The organism is Nocardioides daphniae, assembly GCF_004777465.1.
Classification (GTDB): Bacteria; Actinomycetota; Actinomycetes; order Propionibacteriales; family Nocardioidaceae; genus Nocardioides; species Nocardioides daphniae.
The window spans coordinates 1,708,258-1,732,014 of record NZ_CP038462.1; the positions used below are offsets into that span (position 1 = coordinate 1,708,258).

Sequence of the window (23,757 nt, forward strand, 5' to 3'; positions counted from 1 at the left end):
CGGGGATCAGCCCGAGAACTCCTCCGAGGCCTTGCGGGCCATGTCGAGGAAGGCCTGGCGCGAGGCCAGGTTCTCCTCCAGCTCCTTGACCTTGCGGTCGTCGCCGGCGGCCCTCGCCTTGTCGAGCTTCGCCTGCAGGTCGTCGATGGCGGCCTGCAGCTTGCCGATCATGTCGTCGGCGCGGGCCGACTTCTCCGGGTCGGTACGACGCCACTGCTCGTCCTCGACGCCCCGGATGGCCTGCTCGACCTTGCGCAGGCGTCCCTCGAGGTCCTTGATCCGGTCGCGGGGGACCTTGCCGGCCTCGTCCCAGCGGTCCGCGATGTCGCGGAAGGCGGCCTTGGCAGCCTCGACGTCGGTCACGGGCAGCAGGGCCTCGGCCTCGGCCAGCAGGCCCTCCTTCACGACCGCGTTGTCGGCGAACTCGGCGTCGAGCGCCGCGTTGGCCGCGTCACGGGCACCGAAGAAGGCGTCCTGCGCGCCGCGGAACCGCTTCCACAGCTTCTCCTCGTGCTCACGCGGGGCGGGGCCGGCGGCCTTCCACTCGCGCATCAGGTCACGGAAACGGCCCGAGGTCGGGCCCCAGTCCGTGTTGTCGGCGAGTGCCTCGGCCTCCTGGGCCAGGCGCTCCTTCACGGCGCGGGCGGCGTCGCGCTTCTCGTGCTGCTCGGCGAAGTGCGCCTTGCGGTGGCGGGTGTACGTGGTGCGCGCGCCGGAGAAGCGGCGCCACAGCTGGTCGTCGGCGGCCTTGTCGAGACGGGGGAGTGCCTTCCACTCCTCGAGGAGGTCGCGCAGCCGGTTGGCGCCGTCGCGCCAGTTGCTGCTCTCGGCGAGGGCCTCGGCCTCGGCGACGATCCGCTCCTTCGCGACCTTCGACTCCGCGGTGCGCGCCGCACGCTCGGCACGGCGTGCCTCACGCTGCGTGGCGATGACCGGGCCGAGGGCGTCCAGCCGGGCGATCAGCCCGTCGAGGTCACCGACGGCGTTGGCCCCGGTCACCTGCTCGCGCACGGTCTTGACGGCCGCGACGGCCTCCTCGGGCGACATCTTCGCCGCGTTCACGCGCTGGACCAGCAGCTGCACCTCGAACTCGAGGCTGGCGAAGCGCTCCACGAAAAACGCCAACGCCTCCTCGTGGGTCTTGTCGGGGTAGGAGCCGACGGCCCGTTCCCCGGTGCTGGTCTTCACGAAAACGGTGCCGTCCTCGGCCACGCGGCCCCACTCGGACTGCTTCTCAGCGCTCATGGTCGCCCATGCTAGTCACTCGGGGTGGAAGGCTCGGTAGGCTGACTGCCTGCCAGCCCCGATCCGGGGCTCCAGACGCCCGATCCGACGAACTGAAGGTCACCCACGTGTTCATCGCCGGCTTCCCCGCAGGTCCTTGGGGAACCAACTGCTACGTCATCTCCACCGGCCCCGGCAACGAGTGCGTGGTGGTCGATCCGGGGAAGGACGCGGCCGCCGGAGTGACCGACGTCGTGCGCGAGCACAAGCTCAAGCCGGTGTCGGTGCTCGTGACGCACGGCCACATCGACCACATGTGGTGCGTGGCCCCGGTGGCCGGCACCTACGACGCGACGGCGTGGATCCACCCCAGTGACCGCCACCTGCTCAGCGACCCGATGGCCGGCATGTCGCGGGAGACCACCCAGATGCTGCTCGGCGGCAACTACGAGTGGGCCGAGCCCGACGACGTGCGCGAGCTCGCCGACGCGCAGACCCTGGAGCTGGCCGGCCTGGAGTTCGTCGTGGACCACACGCCGGGCCACACCCAGGGGTCGGTCACCTTCCGCACGCCCTACGGCGCGAGTGGGGGCAACGCTGACATCTCCCAGGTGATGTTCTCCGGCGACCTGCTCTTCGCCGGCTCCATCGGTCGCACGGACCTGCCCGGTGGCGACCACCCCACGATCCTGCGCAGCCTGCGCGACAAGGTGCTGACCCTCGACGACGACGTCGTCGTGCTGCCCGGCCACGGCGAGCAGACGTCCATCGGTCGCGAGCGCGTCACCAACCCGTACCTGCTGGACCTGATGGACTCCGGCGACACCGACCGAGTCACCCGAGGACTGTGATGAGCAAGCCCCGCCCGCTGAGCGGGTTCCCCGAGTTCCTGCCTGCCCAGCGCAGCGTCGAGGTGGAGGTCCTCCGGACGCTGTCGCGCACCTTCGAGCTGCACGGTTTCACGGGCATCGAGACCCGCGCCGTCGAGCCGATGGATCAGCTGCTGCGCAAGGGGGACACCTCCAAGGAGGTCTACGTCCTCAAGCGCCTGCAGGACACCGAGGCGGGCAAGGACGCCGGGATGGGTCTGCACTTCGACCTGACCGTCCCGTTCGCCCGCTACGTCCTGGAGAACGCCGGCAAGCTCGAGTTCCCCTTCCGGCGCTACCAGATCCAGAAGGTCTGGCGGGGCGAGCGTCCGCAGGAGGGCCGTTTCCGCGAGTTCACCCAGGCCGACATCGACATCGTCGGCCAGGGCGAGCTGCCGTTCCACCACGACGTCGAGGTCACCCGGGTGATGCTCGAGGCCTTGTCGCAGCTGACCTTCCTGCCCGGCTTCCGGCTCCAGGTCAACAACCGCAAGCTCCTCCAGGGCTTCTACGTCGGGCTCGAGCTGGCCGACACCGACGAGGCGATGCGCCTGGTCGACAAGCTCGACAAGCTGCCCGAGGAGAAGGTCCGCGAGATGCTCGTGGCCGAGGCCGGCCTGAGCGACGAGCAGGCCGACAAGGTGCTCGGACTGGCGCGGATCTGCACGCCCGACGACTCCTTCGTCGAGCAGGTGCGCGCCCTCGGCGTCGAGCACGAGCTCCTGACCCAGGGGCTCGACGAGCTCGCCGCCCTGATGCGCGCCTGCCAGGACATCGTGACTGACACCGTGCGCATCGAGGCCGACCTCAAGATCGCCCGAGGCCTGGACTACTACACCGGCACGGTCTTCGAGACCCGCCTCGACGGCTACGAGTCGCTCGGCTCGATCTGCTCCGGTGGGCGCTACGACGCCCTGGCCACCGACGGCCGTACGACGTACCCCGGCGTCGGCATCTCGCTCGGCGTCAGCCGCGTCCTGGTGCCGCTGCTCAGCAAGGGCCACCTGGTCGCCGACCGCCAGGTGCCCAGCGCCGTCCTGGTCGCCCTGACCGACGAGGAGTCGCGGGCCGGGTCGACCGCCGTCGCCACGGCCCTGCGTACTCGCGGCGTGCCGTGCGAGGTCGCGGCCACGGCGAGCAAGTTCGGCAAGCAGATCAGGTTTGCGGAACGCCGCGGAATCCCGTACGTCTGGTTCACCCAGGCCGACGGTTCGCACCAGGTCAAGGACATCCGCTCGGGAGACCAGGTCGCTGCCGATCCGGCGACCTGGACCCCACCCACCGAGGACCTGCGCCCGCAGGTCGTCACGCACATCCCCCAGAAGGAGATCCAGTGATCCGCACCCATGACGCCGGCGCCCTGCGCGTCGAGCACGTCGGCCAGACCGTCACCCTCGCCGGGTGGGTGGCCCGTCGTCGCGATCACGGAGGCGTGGCCTTCCTGGATCTGCGTGAGGCCAGCGGGGTTGTCCAGGTCGTCGTCCGCGACGAGGCCGTGGCGCACAGCCTGCGCAACGAGTTCTGCCTGAAGGTCACCGGCGAGGTGGTCGCCCGCACGGCCGACAACGTCAACCCCAACCTGGCCACCGGTGAGGTCGAGGTCGTTGCTGCCGACATCGAGGTGCTCAACACCTCCGCGCCGCTGCCGTTCCCGATCGACGACGCTGCTGCCTCGAAGGGCGGTGAGGTGGGGGAGGAGACGCGTCTGAAGTACCGCTACCTCGACCTGCGACGCTCGGAGCCCCAGCGCCTGCTGCGCCTGCGCAGCAAGGTCAACAAGGCGATGCGCGACGTGCTCGACCGCCACGACTTCGTCGAGGTCGAGACGCCCACGCTGACCCGCTCCACGCCCGAGGGCGCCCGCGACTTCCTGGTGCCTGCGCGCCTCCACCCCGGCAGCTGGTACGCCCTGCCGCAGAGCCCCCAGCTCTTCAAGCAGCTCCTGATGGTCGGCGGCCTGGAGCGCTACTACCAGATCGCGCGGTGCTACCGCGACGAGGACTTCCGTGCCGACCGGCAGCCGGAGTTCACCCAGCTCGACATCGAGATGTCCTTCGTCGACCAGGACGACGTCATCGCGCTGATGGAGGAGATCCTCGTCCAGGTCTGGGCCCAGGCGGGTCACGAGATCTCGACGCCGCTGCCGCGGATCACCTACGCGGACGCGATGGCACGGTTCGGCTCCGACAAGCCCGACCTCCGCATGGGCCAGGAGCTCGTCGACTGCACCGCGTACTTCGCCGACACCACCTTCCGCGTCTTCCAGGCTCCCTACGTCGGTGCCGTGGTCATGCCGGGTGGCGCCTCGCAGCCGCGTCGTCAGTTCGACGCGTGGCAGGAGTGGGCCAAGCAGCGTGGCGCCAAGGGCCTGGCCTACGTCACCGTCTCGGCCGAGGGTGAGCTCGGCGGCCCCGTCGCCAAGAACCTCTCCGACGTCGAGAAGGCGGGGCTCGCAGCCCACACGGGGCGCTGAGCCGGGCGACTGCATCTTCTTCGCCGCCGGCGGCGCCAAGGCCAGCCGCGCGCTGCTCGGTGCCGCCCGCCTGGAGATCGGTCGTCGCTGTGGCCTGATCGACGAGTCGACCTTCGCCTTCACCTGGGTCGTCGACGCACCGCTCTTCGAGCCGGCCGACGACGCGGTCGCCTCGGGTGACGTGGCCGTGGGTGCAGGTGCCTGGACCGCCGTCCACCACGCCTTCACCTCGCCGAAGCCGGAGTTCATGGACTCCCTCGAGCAGGACCCGGGCGCGGCCCTGGCCTACGCGTACGACATCGTCTGCAACGGCTCCGAGCTGGGTGGCGGGTCGATCCGTATCCACCGCGAGGACCTGCAGAAGCGCGTCTTCGACATCATGGGCATCACGCCGGAGGAGGCCGACGAGAAGTTCGGCTTCCTGCTCGACGCCTTCAAGTTCGGCGCGCCACCGCACGGCGGCATCGCGCTGGGCCTCGACCGCGTGGTCGCGATCCTGGGCGGTGCCGACTCGATCCGCGACGTGATCGCGTTCCCGAAGTCGGGCGGCGGCTTCGACCCGCTCACCGCGGCACCGGCCCCGATCACCGAGCAGCAGCGCGCCGAGGCGGGCGTGGACGCCACCCCGGAGGAGATCGTGTCCGAAGCGTGATCTTATCGAGATCTAGAGGCTGATTCGTGCTAGGCCGAGACCGGATCGTTACTCGCCGCTAGTGCTCAACGCTGTCATTCCCACCTAGAGTTTTGGCTTGTGACTCGGGCTGTTCGCCCTGGTCGTTGTGTGTCACAAACAAGGCTCAGAGGTGGGAATGACAGCGCCAAGCAGTGAACTCGAGAGCCACCTTCCTCGCGCGTCGGAGGGGTCGCTTCTCGAGGTGCAGTCGGTGGAGAGCAAGTCGCCGATGCAGTTGGCCAAGGCTCGCTTCCTGAAGGACAAGCTCTCGATGGCGGCCCTGGCCGTGGTGACGTTCTTCGTCGTCGCCGCGATCCTCGCGCCGCTCTTCGTCTGGCTCGACTGGATCGACCCCTACTCGTCGAACCAGCAGCTGCTCGACGAGTTCGGCCTGCCAAAGGGCGCCTGGGGCGGCATCACCTCTGAACACTGGCTCGGCGTCGAGCCGGGTCTGGGCCGCGACTCGCTCGCCCGCATGTGGTACGGCGTGACCTTCTCGCTGGGCATCGCCCTCTCGGCCACCATCATCGCCGTCCTGCTGGGCGTCGTGGTCGGTATCGTCTCCGGTGTGGCAGGTGGCTGGGTCGACGCCATCCTGGGTCGCATCATCGACCTGACCCTGGCCTTCCCGCAGACCCTCATGCTGCTGGCGCTCAACGTTGTGGCCATCGCCTTCATCGTGGAGGTGGTGGGGGTCCCCAAGGGCAACGCCGCGCAGTCGGTCTACGTGATCACGGTCCTCGGCGCCTTCGGCTGGACCGGCATCGCCCGCATCGTGCGCGGTCAGGTCCTCTCCCTGCGCGAGCGGGAGTTCGTGCACGCAGCGACGCTCTTGGGCGCCTCCCGCAGCCGCATCTACTTCCGCGAGATCCTGCCCAACCTGTGGGCGCCGATCCTCGTGCAGTTCACGCTGATCATGCCGGCGTTCGTCTCGGCCGAGGCCGCGCTGAGCTACCTGCAGGTCAGCATCAAGCCGCCGACCCCGACGCTGGGCAACGTCCTCTTCGACGCCCTGCGCAACGCGGAGACGGCGCCGGTCTACTTCTTCGCCCCCGCCATCCTGATCGCTGCGCTGGTCGTGTCGTTCAACCTTCTCGGTGACGGACTGCGAGACGCGCTCGACCCGAAGTCGGACCGCTGAGGCCCGGCCCCACAGACCTCGCCGGTGCCCACCGGTGACAGTGGCGCAGTCCCTGCGCCGCCCCCAAGGAGGAATCAATGGTTAGCAAGTTCAGGAGAGCACTCTCCGTCGGCGCCGCCGGCGTGCTCGGTCTGACCCTGGCCGCGTGCGGCGGTGGGGACAGCTCCGACGCGGGCGACAACACCTTGACGGTGCTCCACCACACCCCGTACGAGAGCGCTGACCCGCAGCGCATCTACTACGGCGTGCAGATCGCCCACTACCGCCGCCTCTTCTACCGCGGCCTGCTGGCGTTCCCGATGTCCGAGGACGAGAAGGAAGGCTCCACCCCGGTGCCCGACCTCGCCACCGACACCGGCACGTCCAGCGAGGGCGGCAAGGTCTGGAAGTTCACGCTGAAGGAAGGCGTGAAGTGGGAGGACGGCTCGGACATCACGTGTGAGGACGTCAAGTACGGCACCTCGCGCGTGTTCGCCAACGACGTCATCACCGGTGGACCGAACTACACCCTGAGCTACCTGGACATCCCCACCGACAAGAAGGGTCAGCCCGTTTACAAGGGCCCCTACTCGGGCAAGGGCCAGGAGTTCTTCGACAAGGCCGTCACCTGCGACGACCGCACCGTCACCTTCCGGTTCAACAAGCCGTGGGCCGACTTCCCGCTGGCCATCGCCGGCATGATGATGGCGGACCCCTACAAGGAGGCCTTCGACGAGGGCGCCAAGTCCCAGTGGAAGGTCCTCTCCAACGGTCCTTACAAGGTCGAGGGCGGCACCTGGTCGAAGAACAAGGGTGCGACCCTCGTTCGCAACGAGGAGTACGACGCCTCGACCGACGAGCCGGACAAGCTCCGCAAGGCGCTCCCGGACAAGATCGAGATGGTCGTCGACCCGTCCGACACCGCGGGTGAGCTCTTCAACGACCGCCTGATCAAGGACTCGCCGAAGGACCAGCGCTCGATCACGATCGCCCGCGTGGCCCCGAACCAGTTCCCGAAGATCAAGGGTGACGTCGAGGACCGCTACGTCAACACCCTCTCGCCGTACACCAGCTACCTGGTGCCGAACGCCAAGCGCCTGACGGACGTCAACGTCCGCCGTGCCCTGGCCGCCGCGCTCGACGCCGAGGGCTACGTCACCGCTCTGGGTGGCGAGCGTGCCGCCGAGACGTCGTCGAACATCATCAACCCGACCGTTCCCGGCTGGGCCGAGCTCGACGCCTTCAGCACCGACAAGGCCGGCGACCCCGCCGCTGCCAAGAAGCTGCTGCAGCAGGCCGGCGTGAAGACGCCGTACCCGATCACCCTCGGCTACATGGCCAGCCCCACCAATGACAAGGCCATGGCCGTCATCAAGGAGGGCTGGGACAAGGCTGGCTTCAAGACCACGCTGGAGCCCCTGGGCGACACGTACTACGACGTCATCTCCAAGCCGGACGACGAGTACGACGTCACCTGGGCCGGCTGGGGTGCTGACTGGCCGTCGGCCATGACCGTCCTCCCGCCGCTGTTCGACAGCCGCCCGAACTTCTCGCCCACCACGTGTGGTCAGGACTACGGCTGCTACCAGAGCAACGAGTTCGAGAAGCTGGTCGACGAGGCGGCGAACGCGTCCGACCTCGAGAGCCAGGTCTCGTCCCTGCAGGCTGCCAACGAGGTCCTCGCGAAGGACGTCGCCTACATCCCGCTGGACGTCACCAAGTTCAACTGGCTCTACGGATCCAAGGTGACCGGCTTCACCACCACGCCGGCTTCGAGCTCGTACCCCGAGATCGGCCTGATCGGCGTCGAGGACTGAGCCACCGGCTCATGAAGTAGTTCTCACCCGGGTGCCGGGCGACCGCGTGGTCGTCCGGCACCCACCCGGGTCCGGCTCCCCGGACCACACGGCCGTCCTCCGACGAGCCGCTCCAGTTCCCCCAGGAGGTGCCCCAATCCATGTGGGCCTACATTGTTCGACGCGTGGCGATCGGCCTCGCGTTGCTGATGGCGCTGACGCTCGTCACGTTCGCCCTCTTCTTCGCCTCGCCGGTCGACCCCGCGCGCTTCGCATGCGGCAAGAACTGCAACGAGGCGCAGCGCGACGTCGCGCGCAAGGCGCTCGGCTACGACCTTCCGGTCCACGAGCAGTGGACGCAGTTCATGAAGGGCGTCGTCGTCGGTCGTGACTACCCCGCCGACCCCGAGCTCCGCGCCGCCAACCCGTCGATCGTGACGCACTGCGAGGCACCCTGCCTGGGTTACTCCCACCTCAACGCCGCGACGGTGAACGACCTCGTCGGCGAGGCCGCCCCGGTCACCGTCTCCCTGGCGCTGGTCGCGCTGGTGATGTGGCTGGTGGGCGGAGTCCTCTTCGGCATCCTGGCCGCCGTCTTCAAGGGCTCGATCATCGACCGAGGAATCGTGGGCCTCACGCTGGTGGCCTACGCGTTCCCCACCTTCTTCATCGGCGTCTTCCTGCTGAAGTTCGTCGTCATCAAGTGGGAGATCCTCCCGTACCCGGAGTACTACTCGATCGCCGACGCGGGCGTGGGGACCTGGCTGGCCGGCGTCCTGCTGCCCGCGGCGGTCCTGGCCCTGGTCTTCACCGCCGGCTACGTCCGGATGACCCGTGCCTTCGTGATCGAGTCGATGAGCGAGGACTACATCCGCACGGCCCGGGCGAAGGGCCTCAACGGCCGCAGCGTCCTCTTCAAGCACGGCATCCGTGCGGCGCTCACGCCGCTGGTGACCATGGCCGGCCTCGACTTCGCGACTCTGCTGGGTGGCGCGATCATCACCGAGTCCGTCTTCTCGTACGAGGGCCTGGGGCTGCTGACGCTGCAGGCGAGCGAGGCCTACGACCTGCCCACCATCATCGGCGTCGTCGTCCTGGCCGGAACCTTCGTGATCGTCGCCAACATCATCGTCGACATCCTGTACGCCGTCATCGACCCCCGCGTCCGGCTGGGCTGAGAGAGACAGAGATGAACCAGTTCCTCGTGGTGGACGACCTCAAGGTCCACTTCCCGACCGCCGACGGCCTCGTCAAGGCGACCGACGGTCTCTCCTTCACGCTCGAGCGCGGCAAGACGCTGGGGATCGTGGGGGAGTCCGGCTCCGGCAAGTCCGTGTCGAGCTCCGCGATCCTCGGTCTGCACCGAGGCACGCCGGCGCAGGTCTCGGGCTCGATCCAGCTCGACGGCGTCGACCTCCTGACGCTCTCCGACGAGGAGATGCGCCGCAAGCGTGGTCAGGAGGTCTCGATGATCTTCCAGGACCCGCTCTCCGCGATGCACCCGTACTTCACCGTCGGGCGACAGCTCGCCGAGGCGTACCGCGTGCACAACAAGGTGTCGCGCAAGCAGGCCAAGGTCCGCGTCATCGAGATGCTCGACCGCGTGGGCATCCCCAGCCCCGATCGCCGCTACCACGACTACCCGCACCAGTTCTCGGGCGGCATGCGCCAGCGCGCGATGATCGCGATGGCCCTGATCAACGACCCTACGCTGGTCATCGCTGACGAGCCGACGACCGCGCTCGACGTCACCGTCCAGGCCCAGATCCTCGACCTGCTGCGCGACCTGCAGCGCGAGTTCGACACGGCGATCATCATGATCACCCACGACCTCGGCGTCGTCGCCGAGATGGTCGACGACGTCCTGGTGATGTACGGCGGCAAGGCGGTCGAGTACGGCCCGGTCAAGGACGTCATGACGCACCCGGAGATGCCCTACACCTGGGGCCTGCTCTCGAGCGTCCCGGACATCTCCGCCGACCCGAACGCGCGCATGGTGCCGATCCCCGGCAACCCGCCGAGCCTGCTCAACCCGCCGTCGGGATGCGCGTTCCACCCGCGCTGTGCCTTCCGCGAGTACGTCGACGGTGACCGTTGCCGCACCGAGGTGCCCCTGCTGCTCCCCGGTGGCCAGGGCATGAACCACCTCAAGCGCTGCCACCCCTGACCCCGACGCGATCTACGAGCGCCAGGTGCTGCCCGAGATCGCTCCCGACCGTGCAGAGGAACTCTGACCATGGCTGAGTCCACCGAGGTCCCCACCCCCGGGACCGCGTTCGACGAGCTCGGCCACGCGGCCACCCAGCTCGACCCCGAGGCCCCGCCGATCCTGACGGTGCGCCACCTCAAGCAGTACTTCCCGGTGAAGTCGTCCGGCCTCATCCGTCGCAAGGTGGGCGACGTCAAGGCCGTCGACGACATCTCCTTCCAGGTGCCGCAGGGCGGTTCGTTGGGCCTCGTCGGCGAGTCCGGCTGCGGCAAGTCGACGACGGGTCGCGCGATCACGCGCCTCTACACGCCGACCGAGGGGTCGGTGGAGTTCGACGGCAACGACATCGCGAACTACTCGGCGCGCCAGCTCAAGCCGCTGCGCAGCGAGATCCAGATGATCTTCCAGGACCCGTACAGCTCGCTGAACCCGCGGCACACGGTCGGCTCGATCATCGCGGCCCCCCTGCGGATCCACGACATGGTCCCGAAGGACCAGACGCTGAAGCGGGTCCAGGAGCTGCTGGAGATCGTCGGCCTCAACCCGGAGCACTACAACCGCTACCCCAACGAGTTCTCCGGCGGCCAGCGACAGCGCATCGGCATCGCCAGGGCCCTGGCCCTCCAGCCGAAGCTGATCGTGGCCGACGAACCGGTCTCGGCGCTCGACGTCTCGATCCAGGCCCAGGTCGTCAACCTGCTCCAGGACATCCAGCGGGACTTCGGCGTCGCCTTCCTCTTCATCGCCCACGACCTTGCCGTGGTTCGCCACTTCTGCCCCGAGGTCGCGGTCATGTACCTCGGCAAGATCGTGGAGATCGGCGACCGGGAGAGCATCTACGAGAACGCCCACCACCCCTACACCCAGGCGCTGCTCTCCGCGGTGCCCGAGGTGAAGTCGGCCGTGACGGGTGAGCCCGACGCCGGGCGCATCCGGCTCGAGGGCGACGTGCCCAGCCCGATCGACCCGCCGTCCGGCTGCCGCTTCCGCACCCGCTGCCCGATCGCGCAGGAGATCTGCGCGACGCAGGAGCCCCGCTGCTCCAGATCGGCCAGCGCCACAAGGTCGCCTGCCACTTCCCGGGGCGCCGCGGCGACGTGCCGACCCGTCCGGTCACCACGCGGATGCTCGGTGTCGACGACACCGGCGCTCCGGACCCCGGCATGAGCGGCGCGGAGAAGATGGTGGACGAGCCGGGCTACGCCGACACCTGGCTGGACCTGGACCGCAACACCGTGGGTCGTGCCTGACACACTGCTGACGTGGCGGAGTCCGAGAGTCTGTTCGACGTACCGGGGCGTTCCGGTGGCGGGTCGCTGAGCGACCAGAGCCACCGGGGCGCCCCGCTGGCGGTCCGCATGCGACCGCGTGACCTGGACGACCTCGTCGGCCAGTCCCACCTGAGGGCCGACGGTTCGCCCCTGCGCCGGCTGGTCGAGGGCGACCAGTCGATGTCGCTGGTGCTGTGGGGCCCTCCGGGCACCGGGAAGACGACGATCGCGGGCATCGTCAGCCGCCAGACCGACCGGCGGTTCGTGGAGGTCTCGGCTGTCTCGGCCGGGGTCAAGGAGGTACGCGCGGCGATCGACGCCGCACGTGCGCAGCTGGCCGCGGGCGGCGCCGAGACGGTTCTCTTCGTCGACGAGGTCCACCGCTTCACCAAGGCGCAGCAGGACGCCCTGCTCCCCGGGGTGGAGAACCGTTGGGTGACGCTGGTGGCCGCCACCACCGAGAACCCGTTCTTCTCGGTGATCTCGCCGCTGCTCTCGCGCAGCCTGCTGCTCAAGCTCGAGTCGTTGACCGACGACGACATCGACGAGGTGGTGACGCGGGCGCTGCGGGACGAGCGCGGCCTGGCGGGTGCCGTCGACCTCGACGACGCTGCCCGCGACCACCTCGTACGCCTGGCCGGCGGTGACGCCCGGCGTGCCCTGACCTACCTCGAGGCCTCGGCCGCTGCGGCCGTCGCGGTCCGGAGCACCGAGGAGGACCGGCCGCTGATCACGCTCGAGGTCGCCGAGACCGCGGTCGACCAGGCCGCCGTGCGCTACGACCGTCAGGGTGACCAGCACTACGACGTCACCAGCGCCTTCATCAAGTCGATCCGTGGCTCCGACGTGGACGCCTCGCTGCACTGGTTGGCCCGGATGGTCGAGGCGGGTGAGGACCCGCGCTTCATCGCCCGGCGCCTGGTCATCCTGGCGAGCGAGGACATCGGGCTCGCCGACCCGACGGCGCTGACCACCGCCGTCGCGGCGGCCCAGGCCGTCCAGCTGATCGGCATGCCGGAGGCCAGGCTCAACCTGGCCCAGGCGGTGGCCGCGCTCGCCTCCGCGCCGAAGTCCAACGCCGTCTACATGGCGTACGAGGCCGCGGCTGCTGACGTCCGTGCCGGCAAGGTCGGGGCGGTGCCTGCCCACCTGCGGGACGCGCACTACGGGGGAGCGAAGAAGCTCGGCCACGGGGAGGCGTACGTCTACCCGCACGACGTGAAGCACGGTGTCGCGCAGCAGCAGTACCTCCCCGAGCCCGTCCGGGACGCCGTCTACTACCGACCGACGACCCACGGTGCCGAAGCGGGTGTGAAGGACCGCTGGGAGCGGATCCGGAGCATCGTTCGCGGTGTCCGTGGCGGCAGGTAGGGTTTCGCCTGTGAATCAGTGGAGCACGACGGTCGTCGCAGGCGTTGCCGCCCTCGCCGTCGCCCTGCTTCTGGTCGCTCTGGTCCTGCTGCTGCGTTCGCAGCGACGGACCCGTGGTGAGCTCGCGCAGACACGGGCGGCGCAGGCCGAGCTGCTGGCGCGCCTCGACGCGCTCGACCGCCCGGCAGCAGGCGTGCACGCCGACCCGCGAGTGGCCGAGTTCGTCATCACCGAGCTCGGTGAGGAGGACGCGGGGCCGGGCACCGGTGCCGAGCAGCCGGCACCCGTGGCGGGGCGCATAGACGGCCGGCTCTTCGTCGACATCGTCGCGCGCGAGAGCCTGGTCAAGGCAGCGTCGTGGACCTATGGCGTACGTCGTGCGCTCTCCGCCGAGAACCGCAACCGCGTGAGGTTCGAGGTGCGACGGGAGACACGTCGCGCCGCCCGCCAGCGCAAGGCCGACGTCAAGGAAGCCCTGCGCCAGTACTACGCCAAGGAGAGGGGTGACGTGGCATGAGCCGCGGTCTCTGGTTCGTCGCCGGTGCGAGTGCCGGCGTCTACGTCGTGACGAAGGCCAGGCGCCTCGCCGACTCCGTCACCACCGAGGGGCTCCGGGCCCGTTGGCAGGGCCTCACCCACGGCGCCCGGCTCCTCACCGAGGACGTCCGCACCGCCCAGGCCGAGCGCGAGGTCGAGCTGCGTGAGTCACTCGGCCTGCCTGCCTCGCCACCTGCCGGCCGGCAGCTCACCGGCCCCTCCGCTCCGCCCGGACCCGCTCCCGTAGCCTCCTTGGTTCCCCCGATCGAAGAAGACAGGAAGAACGACCACTGATGGACACCTCCGAGATCCGCCGCCGGTTCCTCGCGCACTTCGAGGCTGGTGGCGCATGGGGCGCCCACACGCCGGTCCCCTCGGCCTCGCTGCTGCTGGACGACCCGAACCTGCTCTTCGTCAACGCGGGCATGGTGCCGTTCAAGCCGTTCTTCCTGGGCCAGGAGACGCCGCCCTACGCCCGCGCGACGAGCGTGCAGAAGTGCGTGCGCACCCCCGACATCGAGGACGTCGGCAAGACCACGCGCCACGGCACCTTCTTCGAGATGTGCGGCAACTTCTCCTTCGGCGACTACTTCAAGCAGGGCGCGATCGAGCTCGCGTGGGAGCTGCTGACCAAGTCGGTCGCCGACGGCGGCTTCGGCCTTGACGAGAGCCGGCTCTACCCTTCCGTGCTCGCCGGTGACGACGAGGCCGTGGAGCTGTGGATGAAGGCCACCGGCCTGCCGCGGCACCGGATCGTCGGTCTCGGTCGCAAGGAGAACTACTGGTCGATGGGCATCCCCGGCCCGGGCGGCCCGTGCTCCGAGATCCTGTACGACCGTGGCCCCGAGTTCGGCCCCGAGTTCGACCCCGCGACCCTCGGCCCCGACATGCCGGTGGCGCTGGAGGACCGTCTCCTCGAGATCTGGAACCTCGTCTTCATGCAGGACGAGCTCAGCGCCGTGCGGTCGAAGGAGGACTTCGACATCGCCGGCTCCCTGCCGAAGAAGAACATCGACACCGGCATGGGCCTGGAGCGCGTCGCGTTCCTCATGCAGGGCAAGAACAACATGTACGAGATCGACGTGATGTACCCCGTGATCGCCCGTGCGGAGGAGCTCTCCGGGCGACGCTACGGTGCCGACCCGGTCGACGACGTGCGGCTGCGCGTGGTCGCCGACCACGTGCGCTCGTCGATGATGCTGATCGGCGACGGCGTGACCCCGGGCAACGACGGCCGCGGCTACGTGCTGCGTCGCCTGCTGCGTCGTGCGGTCCGTTCGATGCGCCTGCTCGGCTACGAGGACCCGGCGCTGCCGGAGCTGATGCCGATCAGCCGCGACAAGATGGGGGAGACCTACACCGACCTCGTCACCGACTGGGACCGGATCGCCCGCGTGGCGTTCGCCGAGGAGGAGGCCTTCCGCAAGACCCTCCAGGCCGGCACGCAGATCTTCGACCTGGCCGCCACCGACGTGAAGTCCTCGGGCTCCACCGTGCTGACGGGCGACAAGGCGTTCGCCCTGCACGACACCTACGGCTTCCCGATCGACCTCACCCTCGAGATGGCGGCCGAGGCCGGTCTCACCGTCGACGAGGAGGGCTTCCGTGGGCTGATGACCGAGCAGCGTCAGCGCGCCAAGGCCGACGCCCGGGCCAAGAAGGGGCAGCACGCCGACACCTCGGTCTACCGCGGCATCCTCGACGCCAACGGACCGACCGAGTGGCTGGCGTACGAGACCCTCAGCACGGAGTCGAAGCCGCTCGCGCTGCTGCGCGAGGGCGCCCCCGTGCCCGTGCTGGGCAGCGGCGAGGTCGGTGAGGTCGTCCTCGACCGGACCCCCTTCTACGCCGAGTCCGGTGGCCAGGCCGCAGACGCCGGCCGCATCGAGTTCGACGGCGGCGTGCTCGAGGTCCTCGACGTCCAGCGGCCCGTGCGCGGGCTGGTCGTCCACCAGGTCCGTGTGCTCGAGGGCGAGCTGCCCGCCGACGTGTCCCAGCTGCACGCCCAGGTCGACCCTGAGTGGCGGCTCGGCGCGCGTCAGGCCCACTCCGGCACCCACGTCGTCCACGCGGCGCTGCGCGAGGTGCTCGGTCCCACGGCTCTCCAGTCAGGCTCGTACAACCGTCCCGGCTACCTCCGTCTCGACTTCGGATGGACCACCTCGCTCACCTCGGCCCAGGTCAAGGACATCGAGACCGTCTCCAACGAGGCGCTGCGGGCCGACCTGCCGGTCGGCTGGCAGTACATGACGCTGGCCGAGGCCAAGGACTGGGGCGCCATCGCCCTCTTCGGCGAGACGTACGACAACTCCCAGGTCCGGGTCGTCGAGATCGGTGGCCCGTGGTCGCGCGAGCTCTGCGGTGGCACGCACGTCGAGCACTCCTCCCAGATCGGCACGCTGGTCGTCACCGGCGAGGCGTCGGTCGGCTCGGGCAACCGTCGCATCGAGGCCTTCACGGGCGTCGAGGGCTTCAAGTACCTCGCCCGCGAGCGCGACGTCGTCGCCCAGCTCACCGGCATGCTCAAGGCCCAGCCCGACGACCTCGTCGGTCGCGTGTCCGACATGGTGGAGAAGCTGAAGTCCACCGAGAAGGAGCTCGAGAAGGTCCGCCTGGCCCAGCTGCTCGCAGCCGGTGGCCTGATGGCCGCCGGTGCCCGGGACGTCGGCGGGGTCGCGGTCGTCGCCCAGCGCCTCGAGGGCGCCGGGGGTGGCGACGTGCGTACGCTCGCCACCGACGTGCGCGCACGTCTCGACGCGGCCCGCCCCGGCGTGGTGGTCCTGCTCGGCGTCAACGACGGCAAGGTGGCCGTCGTGGCCGCCGTCAACGACGCAGCGCGGAAGGTGGGCCTCTCGGCCAACGACCTGGTGCGCGCCACTGCACCGCACGTCGACGGCAAGGGTGGCGGCAAGCCGGACATGGCGCAGGGCGGTGGCACCAACCCCGCCGGTGTCGACGCCGCCATCGAGGCGGTCGTGGCCGACGTCGCACGGGTGCGAGGCGCCTGAGGTGCGCTCGGGTGTGCGCGTGGGCGTCGATCCGGGTGATGCCCGCATCGGCGTCGCGCGCAGCGACCCCACCGGCTTCCTCGCCACACCGGTGGAGACCGTCCCCCGGGGCAAGGGCGACGTCCGTCGCATCGCTCGGATCGTGCGCGACGAGGAAGCGGTCGAGGTCGTCGTCGGGCTCCCGCGATCGTTGAAGGGCACCGAGGGGCCGGCGGCCGCCAAGGTGCGCGACTTCGCCGCTGCCCTGGCCGCCAAGGTGGCCCCCGTGCCGGTCCGCCTGTGTGACGAGCGCTTGACCACGGTCACCGCGGAGGCCATGCTTCGCGACCAGGGGCGCAAAGGCAGCAAGCGACGAGCAGTGGTCGACCAGGCCGCAGCCGTCGTCATCCTCCAACATGCGTTGGACACGGAGCGGACCAGTGGTTCCGCCCCGGGAGAGATCATCGAGGTCGACCATGCTTGACGACGAAGGCACGACGCAGACACCCGAGCGCACCTACGCGCCCGAGGGTGGGGCGCGCAAGGCCAGGAAGCGCCGCAGCCCCCTGGGGGTGATCGTGGTGCTGACCGTGATCGTGCTGGTCTGTGCCGGCCTCTACGTCGGAGTCAGCAAGGGCGTCGACTGGGTCCAGGACCAGTTCGGTGCGGCGGACGACTTCTCGGGCCCCGGGACGGGCGAGGTCATCTTCGAGGTCCGGGAGGGCGACACCGCCGCGGCGATCGGCCGCAGCCTGAAGGAGGCCGGCGTGGTCGCCTCGGTGGAGGCCTTCATCTCGGTGGCCACCGCCGACAGCCGTTCCTCGAAGATCCAGGTCGGCTACTACCCCCTGCGCAAGGAGATGAGTGCGGCCGAGGCCCTCGAGGTCCTGGTCGATCCCTCCAAGCAGGTCAAGAACCTGGTCACCGTGCCCGAGGGGTTGCGCGTGGTCGACATCGTCGACGTGCTCGTGGAGAAGACCGACTTCAAGCGTGGGCAGTACGAGGCCGCGCTGAAGGACCCTGCCGCCCTGGGCCTGCCCGACTACGCGAACGGCAACCCGGAGGGCTACCTCTTTCCGGCGACGTACGACATCGGCCCCAAGGACAAGCCCAAGGACATCCTCGCCAAGATGGTGGCCCGCTGGCGTCAGGCCGCCGACGAGGTGCAGCTCGAGAGCCGCGCCGCTGCCCTGGGCTACACCCCGGCCGAGCTGATGACCGTCGCCTCGCTGGTCGAGGCCGAGGGGCGCGGCGACGACATGGGCAAGATCGCCACGGTCATCTACAACCGCATCGAGAACCCCGGTGCCGGGACGGGCGGCAAGCTGCAGATCGACGCCACCGTCAACTACGCCCTCGGTCGGACGGGCACGATCGCCGTCACCACCGAGGAGACCCGCACCGAGCACCCCTACAACACCTACGTGGTGCAGGGGCTCCCGCCCGGCCCGATCGAGGCGCCCGGCGAGGAGGCCATGGCTGCGGCCGGCAACCCCGTGGACGGTCCCTGGATCTACTACGTCACCGTCGACCTCAAGACGGGCGAGACCAAGTTCACCGACAGCTACGACGAGTTCCTCGGATTCAAGGCGGAGTACAAGAGCTACTGCACGACGTCGGACGCCTGCTGACGGATGGAGCGCACTGTCTGCGGAGTGCTGGGCGACCCGATCTCCCACTCGCTCTCACCGGTCCTGCACCGCGCCGGGTACGCCGCCCTCGGGCTGCCCTGGACGTACGACGCCCACCGCGTCCCGTCCGGCTCCCTGCCGCAGTTCCTGGCCGGGCTGGACGGCACCTGGCGCGGCCTGTCGCTCACCATGCCGTTGAAGCGTGAGGCGGTCGCCCTGGTCGCTGACCTGAGCGAGCGCGCCCGCCGGTCGGGGGCGGTGAACACGGTCGTCCTCGACGGACACGAGGGGTCACCCACCCTCTGGGGCGACAACACCGACATCCCGGGGGCCGTGGCCGCGATCCGCGAGCGCAGTGCGGGTGTGCTGCGCACCGCCACCATCCTGGGGGGCGGCGCCACCGCCACCTCGGTCGGGCTGGCCCTGGTCGAGATGGGCGTCGAGCAGATTGCGCTCCTGGTCCGGACCCCCGAGCGTGCCCGGGAGACGGTGGAGGTCCTGACCGCCGGTTCTGACGCACCCGCGGTCGACGTACGGCTGCTCTCCGACCCGGTCGCGCCCTCGGACGTCGTGGTCTCCACCGTGCCGGCGTCGGCCCAGCACGATGACCTCGTCCGTTCCCTGGCTGAGAGTCCGGTCCTCTTCGACGTCGTCTACGACCCGTGGCCGACCCCGTTGGCCGCTGCTGCGACGGGGGTCGTCGTCTCTGGGCTCGACCTCCTGGTCCACCAAGCCGCCGTGCAGTTCACCCACTTCACCGGGCAGCCGGCTCCCCTCGAGGCGATGCGTGCTGCCGGAGAGTCCGCGCTGGCCGCGCGCACCGAGCAGTCCCGGGGAGACCAGCCGTGACGTCCGTGGTGGCCGGGCTGCTGTGCGGAGCCCTGGCGCTGCTGGTGCCGGCGTTGGTCCGTCGGGTGCCCGAGCCCGCCCCCGCGGTGGAGCCGGCGCTCGAGGAGCTGCCGGAGACCGTCCCGGAGAGCGCCGCCGGCAGCAGCTCGGACGAGGCGCCGGCTCCGGGTCCGGAGCCGGTGGAGAAGGAGCTGTACGCCGACATCGCCCGCCGTCGCGGGGTCGCGGTCGGTTCGGTGGCCGCGAGCGCCGCTGCAGGTGCCGTACTGGGCTGGTCGCTCGGGTGGTCCTGGTCGCTGCTCTTCCTCGTTCCGCTGGTGCCGGTGCTCGTCGCCCTGGCCGTCGTCGACTGGCGCACCCAGCTCCTGCCCACGTGGGTGATCGCCCGGACCTACGCCGTGCTGGTGCCGCTCGTGCTCGTCGTCGGTCTCCTGACGGGGGAGTGGGACGACGTGCTGCGGGCCTTCTGGGGCTGGCTGATCACCGGTGGCCTGTACTTCCTGCTCTGGTTCATCCACTCCGCCGGTCTGGGCTACGGCGACGTGCGCCTCTCCGGGATCATCGGCATCGTCCTGGGCCACCTCGGCTGGGGCACGCTCTTCGCAGGGGTCTACTCGGCCTTCATCCTGGGCGGGGTCGTCGGGGGAGTCCTGGCGCTCCTCAAGGTCGTGGACCGGCGCGGCGTGCCCTTCGGCCCGTTCATGGTGGCCGGTGCGCTCCTCGGTGTCGTGCTGGTCCCTGGACCGCCGCGCATCTCGGTTGAGGCAGAGGCTGCTCGGCGGCTGAAGCGGGCATGGAAGAATGCGGCGCATGCTGCGTTGGCTCACCGCTGGTGAATCCCATGGCCCCTCCCTCGTCGCCATCCTCGAAGGACTTCCGGCCCACGTCCTCGTCAACACCGACGACATCAACGACTCGCTCGCCCGTCGTCGCCTCGGTTACGGCCGCGGCGCGCGGATGAAGTTCGAGCAGGACGTCGTCCGTTTCATCGGTGGCGTGCGCCACGGTGAGTCGCAGGGGGGCCCCGTCGCCATCGAGGTCGGCAACAGCGAGTGGCCCAAGTGGGAGAAGGTCATGTCCGCCGACCCGGTGGACGCCGAGGAGCTCGCGAGCTCGGCGCGCAACGCGCCGCTCACCCGCCCGCGTCCCGGTCACGCCGACCTCGTCGGCATGCAGAAGTACGACTTCGACGAGTCGCGTCCGATCCTCGAGCGCGCCTCCGCCCGTGAGACCGCGGCCCGGGTCGCCCTGGGCCGCGTCGCCTCCAACTTCCTCGAGCAGGCCGTCGGCGCCCGCATCGTCTCGCACGTGGTCGAGCTCGGGGGCGTCCCCGCGCCCGCCGGGTCGGTCCCCGGGGCCGACGACGTCGCCCGCCTCGACGCCGACCCGGTGCGTTGCCTCGACCCCGAGGCGTCGCGTGCGATGGTCGAGCGCATCGACCAGGCCCACAAGGACGGTGACACCCTCGGTGGCGTGGTCGAGGTCGTCGTCCACGACCTGCCGCCGGGCCTCGGCTCGCACGTCCACTGGGACCGTCGCCTCGACGCCCGACTGGCCGGCGCCCTGATGGGCATTCAGGCGATCAAGGGCGTCGAGGTGGGTGACGGCTTCGAGCTGGCCGCCACCCCGGGCTCCCTCGCCCACGACGAGATCGTGTCCACCGACGACGGCCTCCGTCGCACCTCCGGTCGCTCCGGCGGCACCGAGGGCGGCATGAGCACCGGTGAGGTGCTGCGCGTGCGCGCCGCGATGAAGCCGATCGCGACGGTGCCGCGTGCGCTGCGTACGGTCGACGTCGCCACCGGCGAGGCCGCCGTGGCCCACCACCAGCGCTCGGACGTCTGTGCCGTGCCGGCTGCCGGCATCGTGGCCGAAGCCATGGTCGCCCTCGTGCTGGCCGACGCGGTCGTCGAGAAGTTCGGCGGCGACTCGGTGGCGGAGACGCGGCGCAACTTCGAGTCGTACGTCGAGAACCTGAAGTTCCGGTGACCGGTCCGCGGGCCGTCCTCGTCGGTCCCATGGGGGCCGGCAAGACCACGGTGGCCGAGGTGCTCGGCGAGCGGTGGGGCGTCGAGGTGCGCGACACCGACGCCGACATCGTCGCTGCCGAGGGGCGCCCGGTGCAGGACATCTTCGTCGACGACGGCGAGGCGCACTTCCGCGAGCTCGAGGTCGACGCCGTGGCCAGGGCGCTCGCCGAGCACGACGGCGTCCTCGCCCTCGGAGGTGGCGCGGTGCTCGACGCCCGCACCCGTGAGCGCCTGGCCGGCCACCGGGTCGTCTTCCTCGACGTCGGCCTCTCCGAGGCGGTGAAGCGTGTCGGACTCGGAGCCGGACGCCCGCTGCTGCTCGGCAACGTACGTGCCCGCGTCAAGGCGCTGCTCGACGAGCGCACCCCTGTCTACGAGTCCGTCGCGACCATCCGGGTCGAGACCGACGGACGTACCCCGCAGGACATCGCTGCGGAGATCATGGAGGCCCTCTCATGACGATCGGCGCACCCCACGACGTCTCGACCCTGCATGTCGGTGGAGCGAACCCGTACGACGTCGTCGTCGGCCGTGACCTGTCCTCGATGGTGCCCGGAGTCCTCGGCGACTCCGTGCAGCGGGTGGCCCTGCTGTACGCCGGTGAGCTCGGCGCCCTGGCCCAGCCCGTCGCCGACGCGCTCTCGGAGCACTACGACGTCCTGGCCCTGGGCCTGCCCGACGGCGAGCAGGCGAAGACCGCCTCGGTGGCGAACGACTGCTGGGAGGCGCTGGGCGCCGCCGGCTTCACCCGCTCCGACGCGGTCGTCACGCTGGGCGGGGGAGCGACCACCGACCTGGGTGGCTTCGTGGCTGCCTCGTGGCTGCGCGGCGTCCGGGTCGTGCACGTCCCGACCACGGTGCTCGCCATGGTCGACGCCGCCGTCGGCGGCAAGACCGGGATCAACACCGGCGCCGGCAAGAACCTGGTCGGCGCCTTCCACGAGCCGGCCGGCGTGCTGTGCGACCTGGCCCTGCTGGAGACGCTGCCGCGCGACGAGCTGGTGGCCGGCCTCGGTGAGGTCGTGAAGTGCGGCTTCATCGCCGACCCAGAGATCCTGGCCATCGTGGAGTCGACCGAGCCCGAGGCGCTCACGCCGCGCTCTCCCGAGCTCCGCGAGCTCGTGGAGCGCGCGATCCGGGTCAAGATCGACGTCGTGGTCGACGACCTCAAGGAGACCGGCGGCCAGGACGGCACACCGGGCCGCGAGGTCCTGAACTACGGCCACACCATGGCCCACGCCATCGAGCGTGCGACCGACTACCGGGTCCGCCACGGCGAGGCCGTGGCCATCGGCTGCGTCTTCGTGGCGGAGCTGACCCGACTCGCCCAAGGGCTGGAAGACGCGCTCGTCGAGCGGCACGCCAGCGCCTTCAGCCGGGTCGGACTGCCGGTTGGCTTCGCGGGTGCGACCTTCGACGAGCTGCGAGAGGCGATGGCCGTCGACAAGAAGACCCGCGGCTCCCAGCTGCGCTTCCTGGTGCTTGAGGAGCTCGCCGTGCCGCGGGTGCTCGCCGGACCGTCGGAGGAGCACCTGAAGGCCGCGTACGAGGCGATGGTGGCGCGCGCATGAGCATGTCCGTCCTCGTCCTCAACGGTCCCAACCTCGGACGGCTCGGCCGGCGTCAGCCCGAGATCTACGGGACGACCACGCACGCCGAGCTCGCAGCGCAGTGCATGGCGTGGGGCCATGAGCTGGGCCTGCGGGTCGAGGTGCGCCAGACCAACCACGAGGGCGAGCTGCTGGACTGGCTCAACGCGGCGGCTGACGAGGGCACCCCCGTGGTCCTGAACGCGGGCGCGTGGACGCACTACTCGTTGGCGTTGTACGACGCCTGCGCCCAGCTCGAGGCCCCGCTGGTGGAGGTGCACATCTCCGACCCGAAGGCACGACCCGAGGTCTTCCGGCACACGTCGTACGTCGAGCCGCACGCCGCCGCGACCTTCGCCGGCCACGGCGTGGAGGGCTACCGGATGGCCCTCGAGCACGTGGCCGCGAACAGCGCCGACCACACCGGTGAGTCCGGCGACCAGCCCCACCCCTGAGGCCCGTTGGGGCACCGGTTTTCCGGTGCGCGGGGCACGCCACTAGAATCGCCAGTCGGCCCTGCACCCGAGACGAAGGCGGAACACCGCTCATGGCAAGCACCAATGACCTCAAGAACGGCATGGTTCTCAACCTGGAGGGCCAGCTCTGGGCCGTGGTGGAGTTCCAGCACGTCAAGCCGGGCAAGGGTCCCGCGTTCGTCCGCACCAAGCTGAAGAACGTCGAGTCGGGCAAGACCGTCGACAAGACCTTCAACGCCGGCACCAAGGTCGAGACGGCCAACGTCGACAAGCGCACCATGCAGTACCTCTACAACGACGGCAACTCCTACGTCTTCATGGACGTGCAGACCTACGACCAGATCGAGGTCTCCCCGGAGTCGGTCGGCGACGCCAAGAACTTCCTCCTGGAGAACCAGGAGGCGATCATCGCCACCAACGAGGGCCGCGTCCTCTACGTCGAGCTCCCCGCCTCGGTCGAGCTGCTGATCGCCGAGACCGAGCCGGGCCTGCAGGGCGACCGCTCGACCGGCGGCACCAAGCCCGCGACCCTGGAGACGGGTCACGTCATCCAGGTTCCCCTCTTCCTGACCACCGGCGAGAAGGTCAAGGTCGACACGCGCGACTCGTCCTACCTCGGCCGCGTCAAGAACTGACGGACCGGCAGGCTCTC

At 70.0% G+C, this 23,757-nt stretch carries 21 protein-coding genes and 2 pseudogenes; 22 read left to right on the top strand and 1 reads right to left on the bottom strand.

Annotation, left to right across the window (positions count from 1 at the left end; translation table 11 throughout):
* Nucleotides 1-6: 6 nt before the first annotated feature.
* Nucleotides 7-1,245: a DUF349 domain-containing protein gene (locus E2C04_RS08410; protein ID WP_135832264.1), complete on the bottom strand. Its 1,239-nt coding sequence runs from the start codon at nucleotides 1,243-1,245 to the stop codon at nucleotides 7-9.
* A gap of 107 nt (nucleotides 1,246-1,352) precedes the next feature.
* Here E2C04_RS08410 and E2C04_RS08415 point away from each other — a divergent pair, with 107 nt between their 5' ends.
* The 22 genes and pseudogenes from E2C04_RS08415 to efp all read left to right on the top strand — a co-directional run bounded on the left by E2C04_RS08415 (nucleotide 1,353) and on the right by efp (nucleotide 23,740).
* The gene (locus tag E2C04_RS08415) at nucleotides 1,353-2,075 is read left to right on the top strand and encodes an MBL fold metallo-hydrolase (protein ID WP_135832265.1); all 723 of its coding nucleotides are present in this window, start codon (nucleotides 1,353-1,355) and stop codon (nucleotides 2,073-2,075) included.
* The gene (hisS, locus tag E2C04_RS08420) at nucleotides 2,075-3,430 is read left to right on the top strand and encodes a histidine--tRNA ligase (protein ID WP_135832266.1); all 1,356 of its coding nucleotides are present in this window, start codon (nucleotides 2,075-2,077) and stop codon (nucleotides 3,428-3,430) included. Before E2C04_RS08415 ends, hisS begins: the two co-directional genes overlap by 1 nt.
* Nucleotides 3,427-5,218, top strand: a pseudogene (aspS, locus tag E2C04_RS08425) (aspartate--tRNA ligase). Before hisS ends, aspS begins: the two are co-directional and overlap by 4 nt.
* Before the next feature lie 232 nt (nucleotides 5,219-5,450).
* On the top strand, nucleotides 5,451-6,380 hold the full coding sequence (locus E2C04_RS08430; RefSeq protein WP_229721629.1) for an ABC transporter permease: 930 nt from the start codon (nucleotides 5,451-5,453) through the stop codon (nucleotides 6,378-6,380).
* A gap of 77 nt (nucleotides 6,381-6,457) precedes the next feature.
* Entirely contained in the window at nucleotides 6,458-8,176 is a 1,719-nt protein-coding gene (locus tag E2C04_RS08435) for an ABC transporter substrate-binding protein (RefSeq protein ID WP_135832268.1), read from the top strand.
* A gap of 140 nt (nucleotides 8,177-8,316) precedes the next feature.
* Nucleotides 8,317-9,333, top strand: coding sequence for an ABC transporter permease (locus E2C04_RS08440; RefSeq protein WP_135832269.1), 1,017 nt, complete (start codon nucleotides 8,317-8,319; stop codon nucleotides 9,331-9,333).
* An 11-nt stretch (nucleotides 9,334-9,344) separates the two neighbouring features.
* A complete protein-coding gene (locus tag E2C04_RS08445; RefSeq protein WP_135832270.1) occupies nucleotides 9,345-10,322 on the top strand; it encodes an ABC transporter ATP-binding protein in 978 nt (325 codons plus the stop codon).
* Between the two features lie 69 nt (nucleotides 10,323-10,391).
* Nucleotides 10,392-11,446, top strand: a pseudogene (locus E2C04_RS08450) (ABC transporter ATP-binding protein); the annotation flags it as partial.
* A gap of 42 nt (nucleotides 11,447-11,488) precedes the next feature.
* Nucleotides 11,489-11,614 carry a hypothetical protein gene (locus E2C04_RS20845; RefSeq protein ID WP_275106597.1) on the top strand — a complete coding sequence of 42 codons (126 nt, stop codon included), beginning with the start codon at nucleotides 11,489-11,491 and terminating at the stop codon, nucleotides 11,612-11,614.
* A 12-nt stretch (nucleotides 11,615-11,626) separates the two neighbouring features.
* Nucleotides 11,627-13,006, top strand: a complete 1,380-nt coding sequence (locus E2C04_RS08455) for a replication-associated recombination protein A (protein ID WP_229721627.1) — start codon at nucleotides 11,627-11,629, stop codon at nucleotides 13,004-13,006.
* Between the two features lie 10 nt (nucleotides 13,007-13,016).
* Nucleotides 13,017-13,523: a hypothetical protein gene (locus tag E2C04_RS08460; protein WP_135832271.1), complete on the top strand. Its 507-nt coding sequence runs from the start codon at nucleotides 13,017-13,019 to the stop codon at nucleotides 13,521-13,523.
* Nucleotides 13,520-13,837, top strand: a complete 318-nt coding sequence (locus tag E2C04_RS08465) for a DUF6167 family protein (protein WP_135832272.1) — start codon at nucleotides 13,520-13,522, stop codon at nucleotides 13,835-13,837. The genes E2C04_RS08460 and E2C04_RS08465 overlap by 4 nt, the downstream gene beginning before the upstream one ends.
* A complete protein-coding gene (alaS, locus tag E2C04_RS08470; RefSeq protein ID WP_135832273.1) occupies nucleotides 13,837-16,551 on the top strand; it encodes an alanine--tRNA ligase in 2,715 nt (904 codons plus the stop codon). The genes E2C04_RS08465 and alaS overlap by 1 nt, the downstream gene beginning before the upstream one ends.
* Before the next feature lies 1 nt (nucleotide 16,552).
* Nucleotides 16,553-17,014, top strand: coding sequence for a Holliday junction resolvase RuvX (ruvX, locus tag E2C04_RS08475; protein WP_135832274.1), 462 nt, complete (start codon nucleotides 16,553-16,555; stop codon nucleotides 17,012-17,014).
* Entirely contained in the window at nucleotides 17,007-18,161 is a 1,155-nt protein-coding gene (gene mltG, locus E2C04_RS08480) for an endolytic transglycosylase MltG (RefSeq protein ID WP_158630644.1), read from the top strand. Before ruvX ends, mltG begins: the two co-directional genes overlap by 8 nt.
* Nucleotides 18,162-18,164: 3 nt before the next feature.
* On the top strand, nucleotides 18,165-19,010 hold the full coding sequence (locus tag E2C04_RS08485; RefSeq protein WP_135832276.1) for a shikimate dehydrogenase: 846 nt from the start codon (nucleotides 18,165-18,167) through the stop codon (nucleotides 19,008-19,010).
* Nucleotides 19,007-19,846, top strand: coding sequence for a prepilin peptidase (locus E2C04_RS08490; RefSeq protein ID WP_135832277.1), 840 nt, complete (start codon nucleotides 19,007-19,009; stop codon nucleotides 19,844-19,846). Before E2C04_RS08485 ends, E2C04_RS08490 begins: the two co-directional genes overlap by 4 nt.
* Nucleotides 19,821-20,999: a chorismate synthase gene (gene aroC / locus E2C04_RS08495; RefSeq protein ID WP_229721626.1), complete on the top strand. Its 1,179-nt coding sequence runs from the start codon at nucleotides 19,821-19,823 to the stop codon at nucleotides 20,997-20,999. Before E2C04_RS08490 ends, aroC begins: the two co-directional genes overlap by 26 nt.
* Before the next feature lie 29 nt (nucleotides 21,000-21,028).
* A complete protein-coding gene (locus tag E2C04_RS08500) occupies nucleotides 21,029-21,499 on the top strand; it encodes a shikimate kinase (protein ID WP_135832279.1) in 471 nt (156 codons plus the stop codon).
* Nucleotides 21,496-22,611 (top strand): 3-dehydroquinate synthase, encoded by a 1,116-nt coding sequence (gene aroB / locus E2C04_RS08505; protein WP_135832280.1) that lies wholly within the window; start codon nucleotides 21,496-21,498, stop codon nucleotides 22,609-22,611. Before E2C04_RS08500 ends, aroB begins: the two co-directional genes overlap by 4 nt.
* On the top strand, nucleotides 22,608-23,084 hold the full coding sequence (locus E2C04_RS08510) for a type II 3-dehydroquinate dehydratase (RefSeq protein WP_202977943.1): 477 nt from the start codon (nucleotides 22,608-22,610) through the stop codon (nucleotides 23,082-23,084). The genes aroB and E2C04_RS08510 overlap by 4 nt, the downstream gene beginning before the upstream one ends.
* Nucleotides 23,085-23,176: 92 nt before the next feature.
* Complete coding sequence (gene efp / locus E2C04_RS08515) at nucleotides 23,177-23,740, top strand: elongation factor P (protein WP_135832281.1); 564 nt, start codon at nucleotides 23,177-23,179, stop codon at nucleotides 23,738-23,740.
* Nucleotides 23,741-23,757 lie beyond the last annotated feature (17 nt).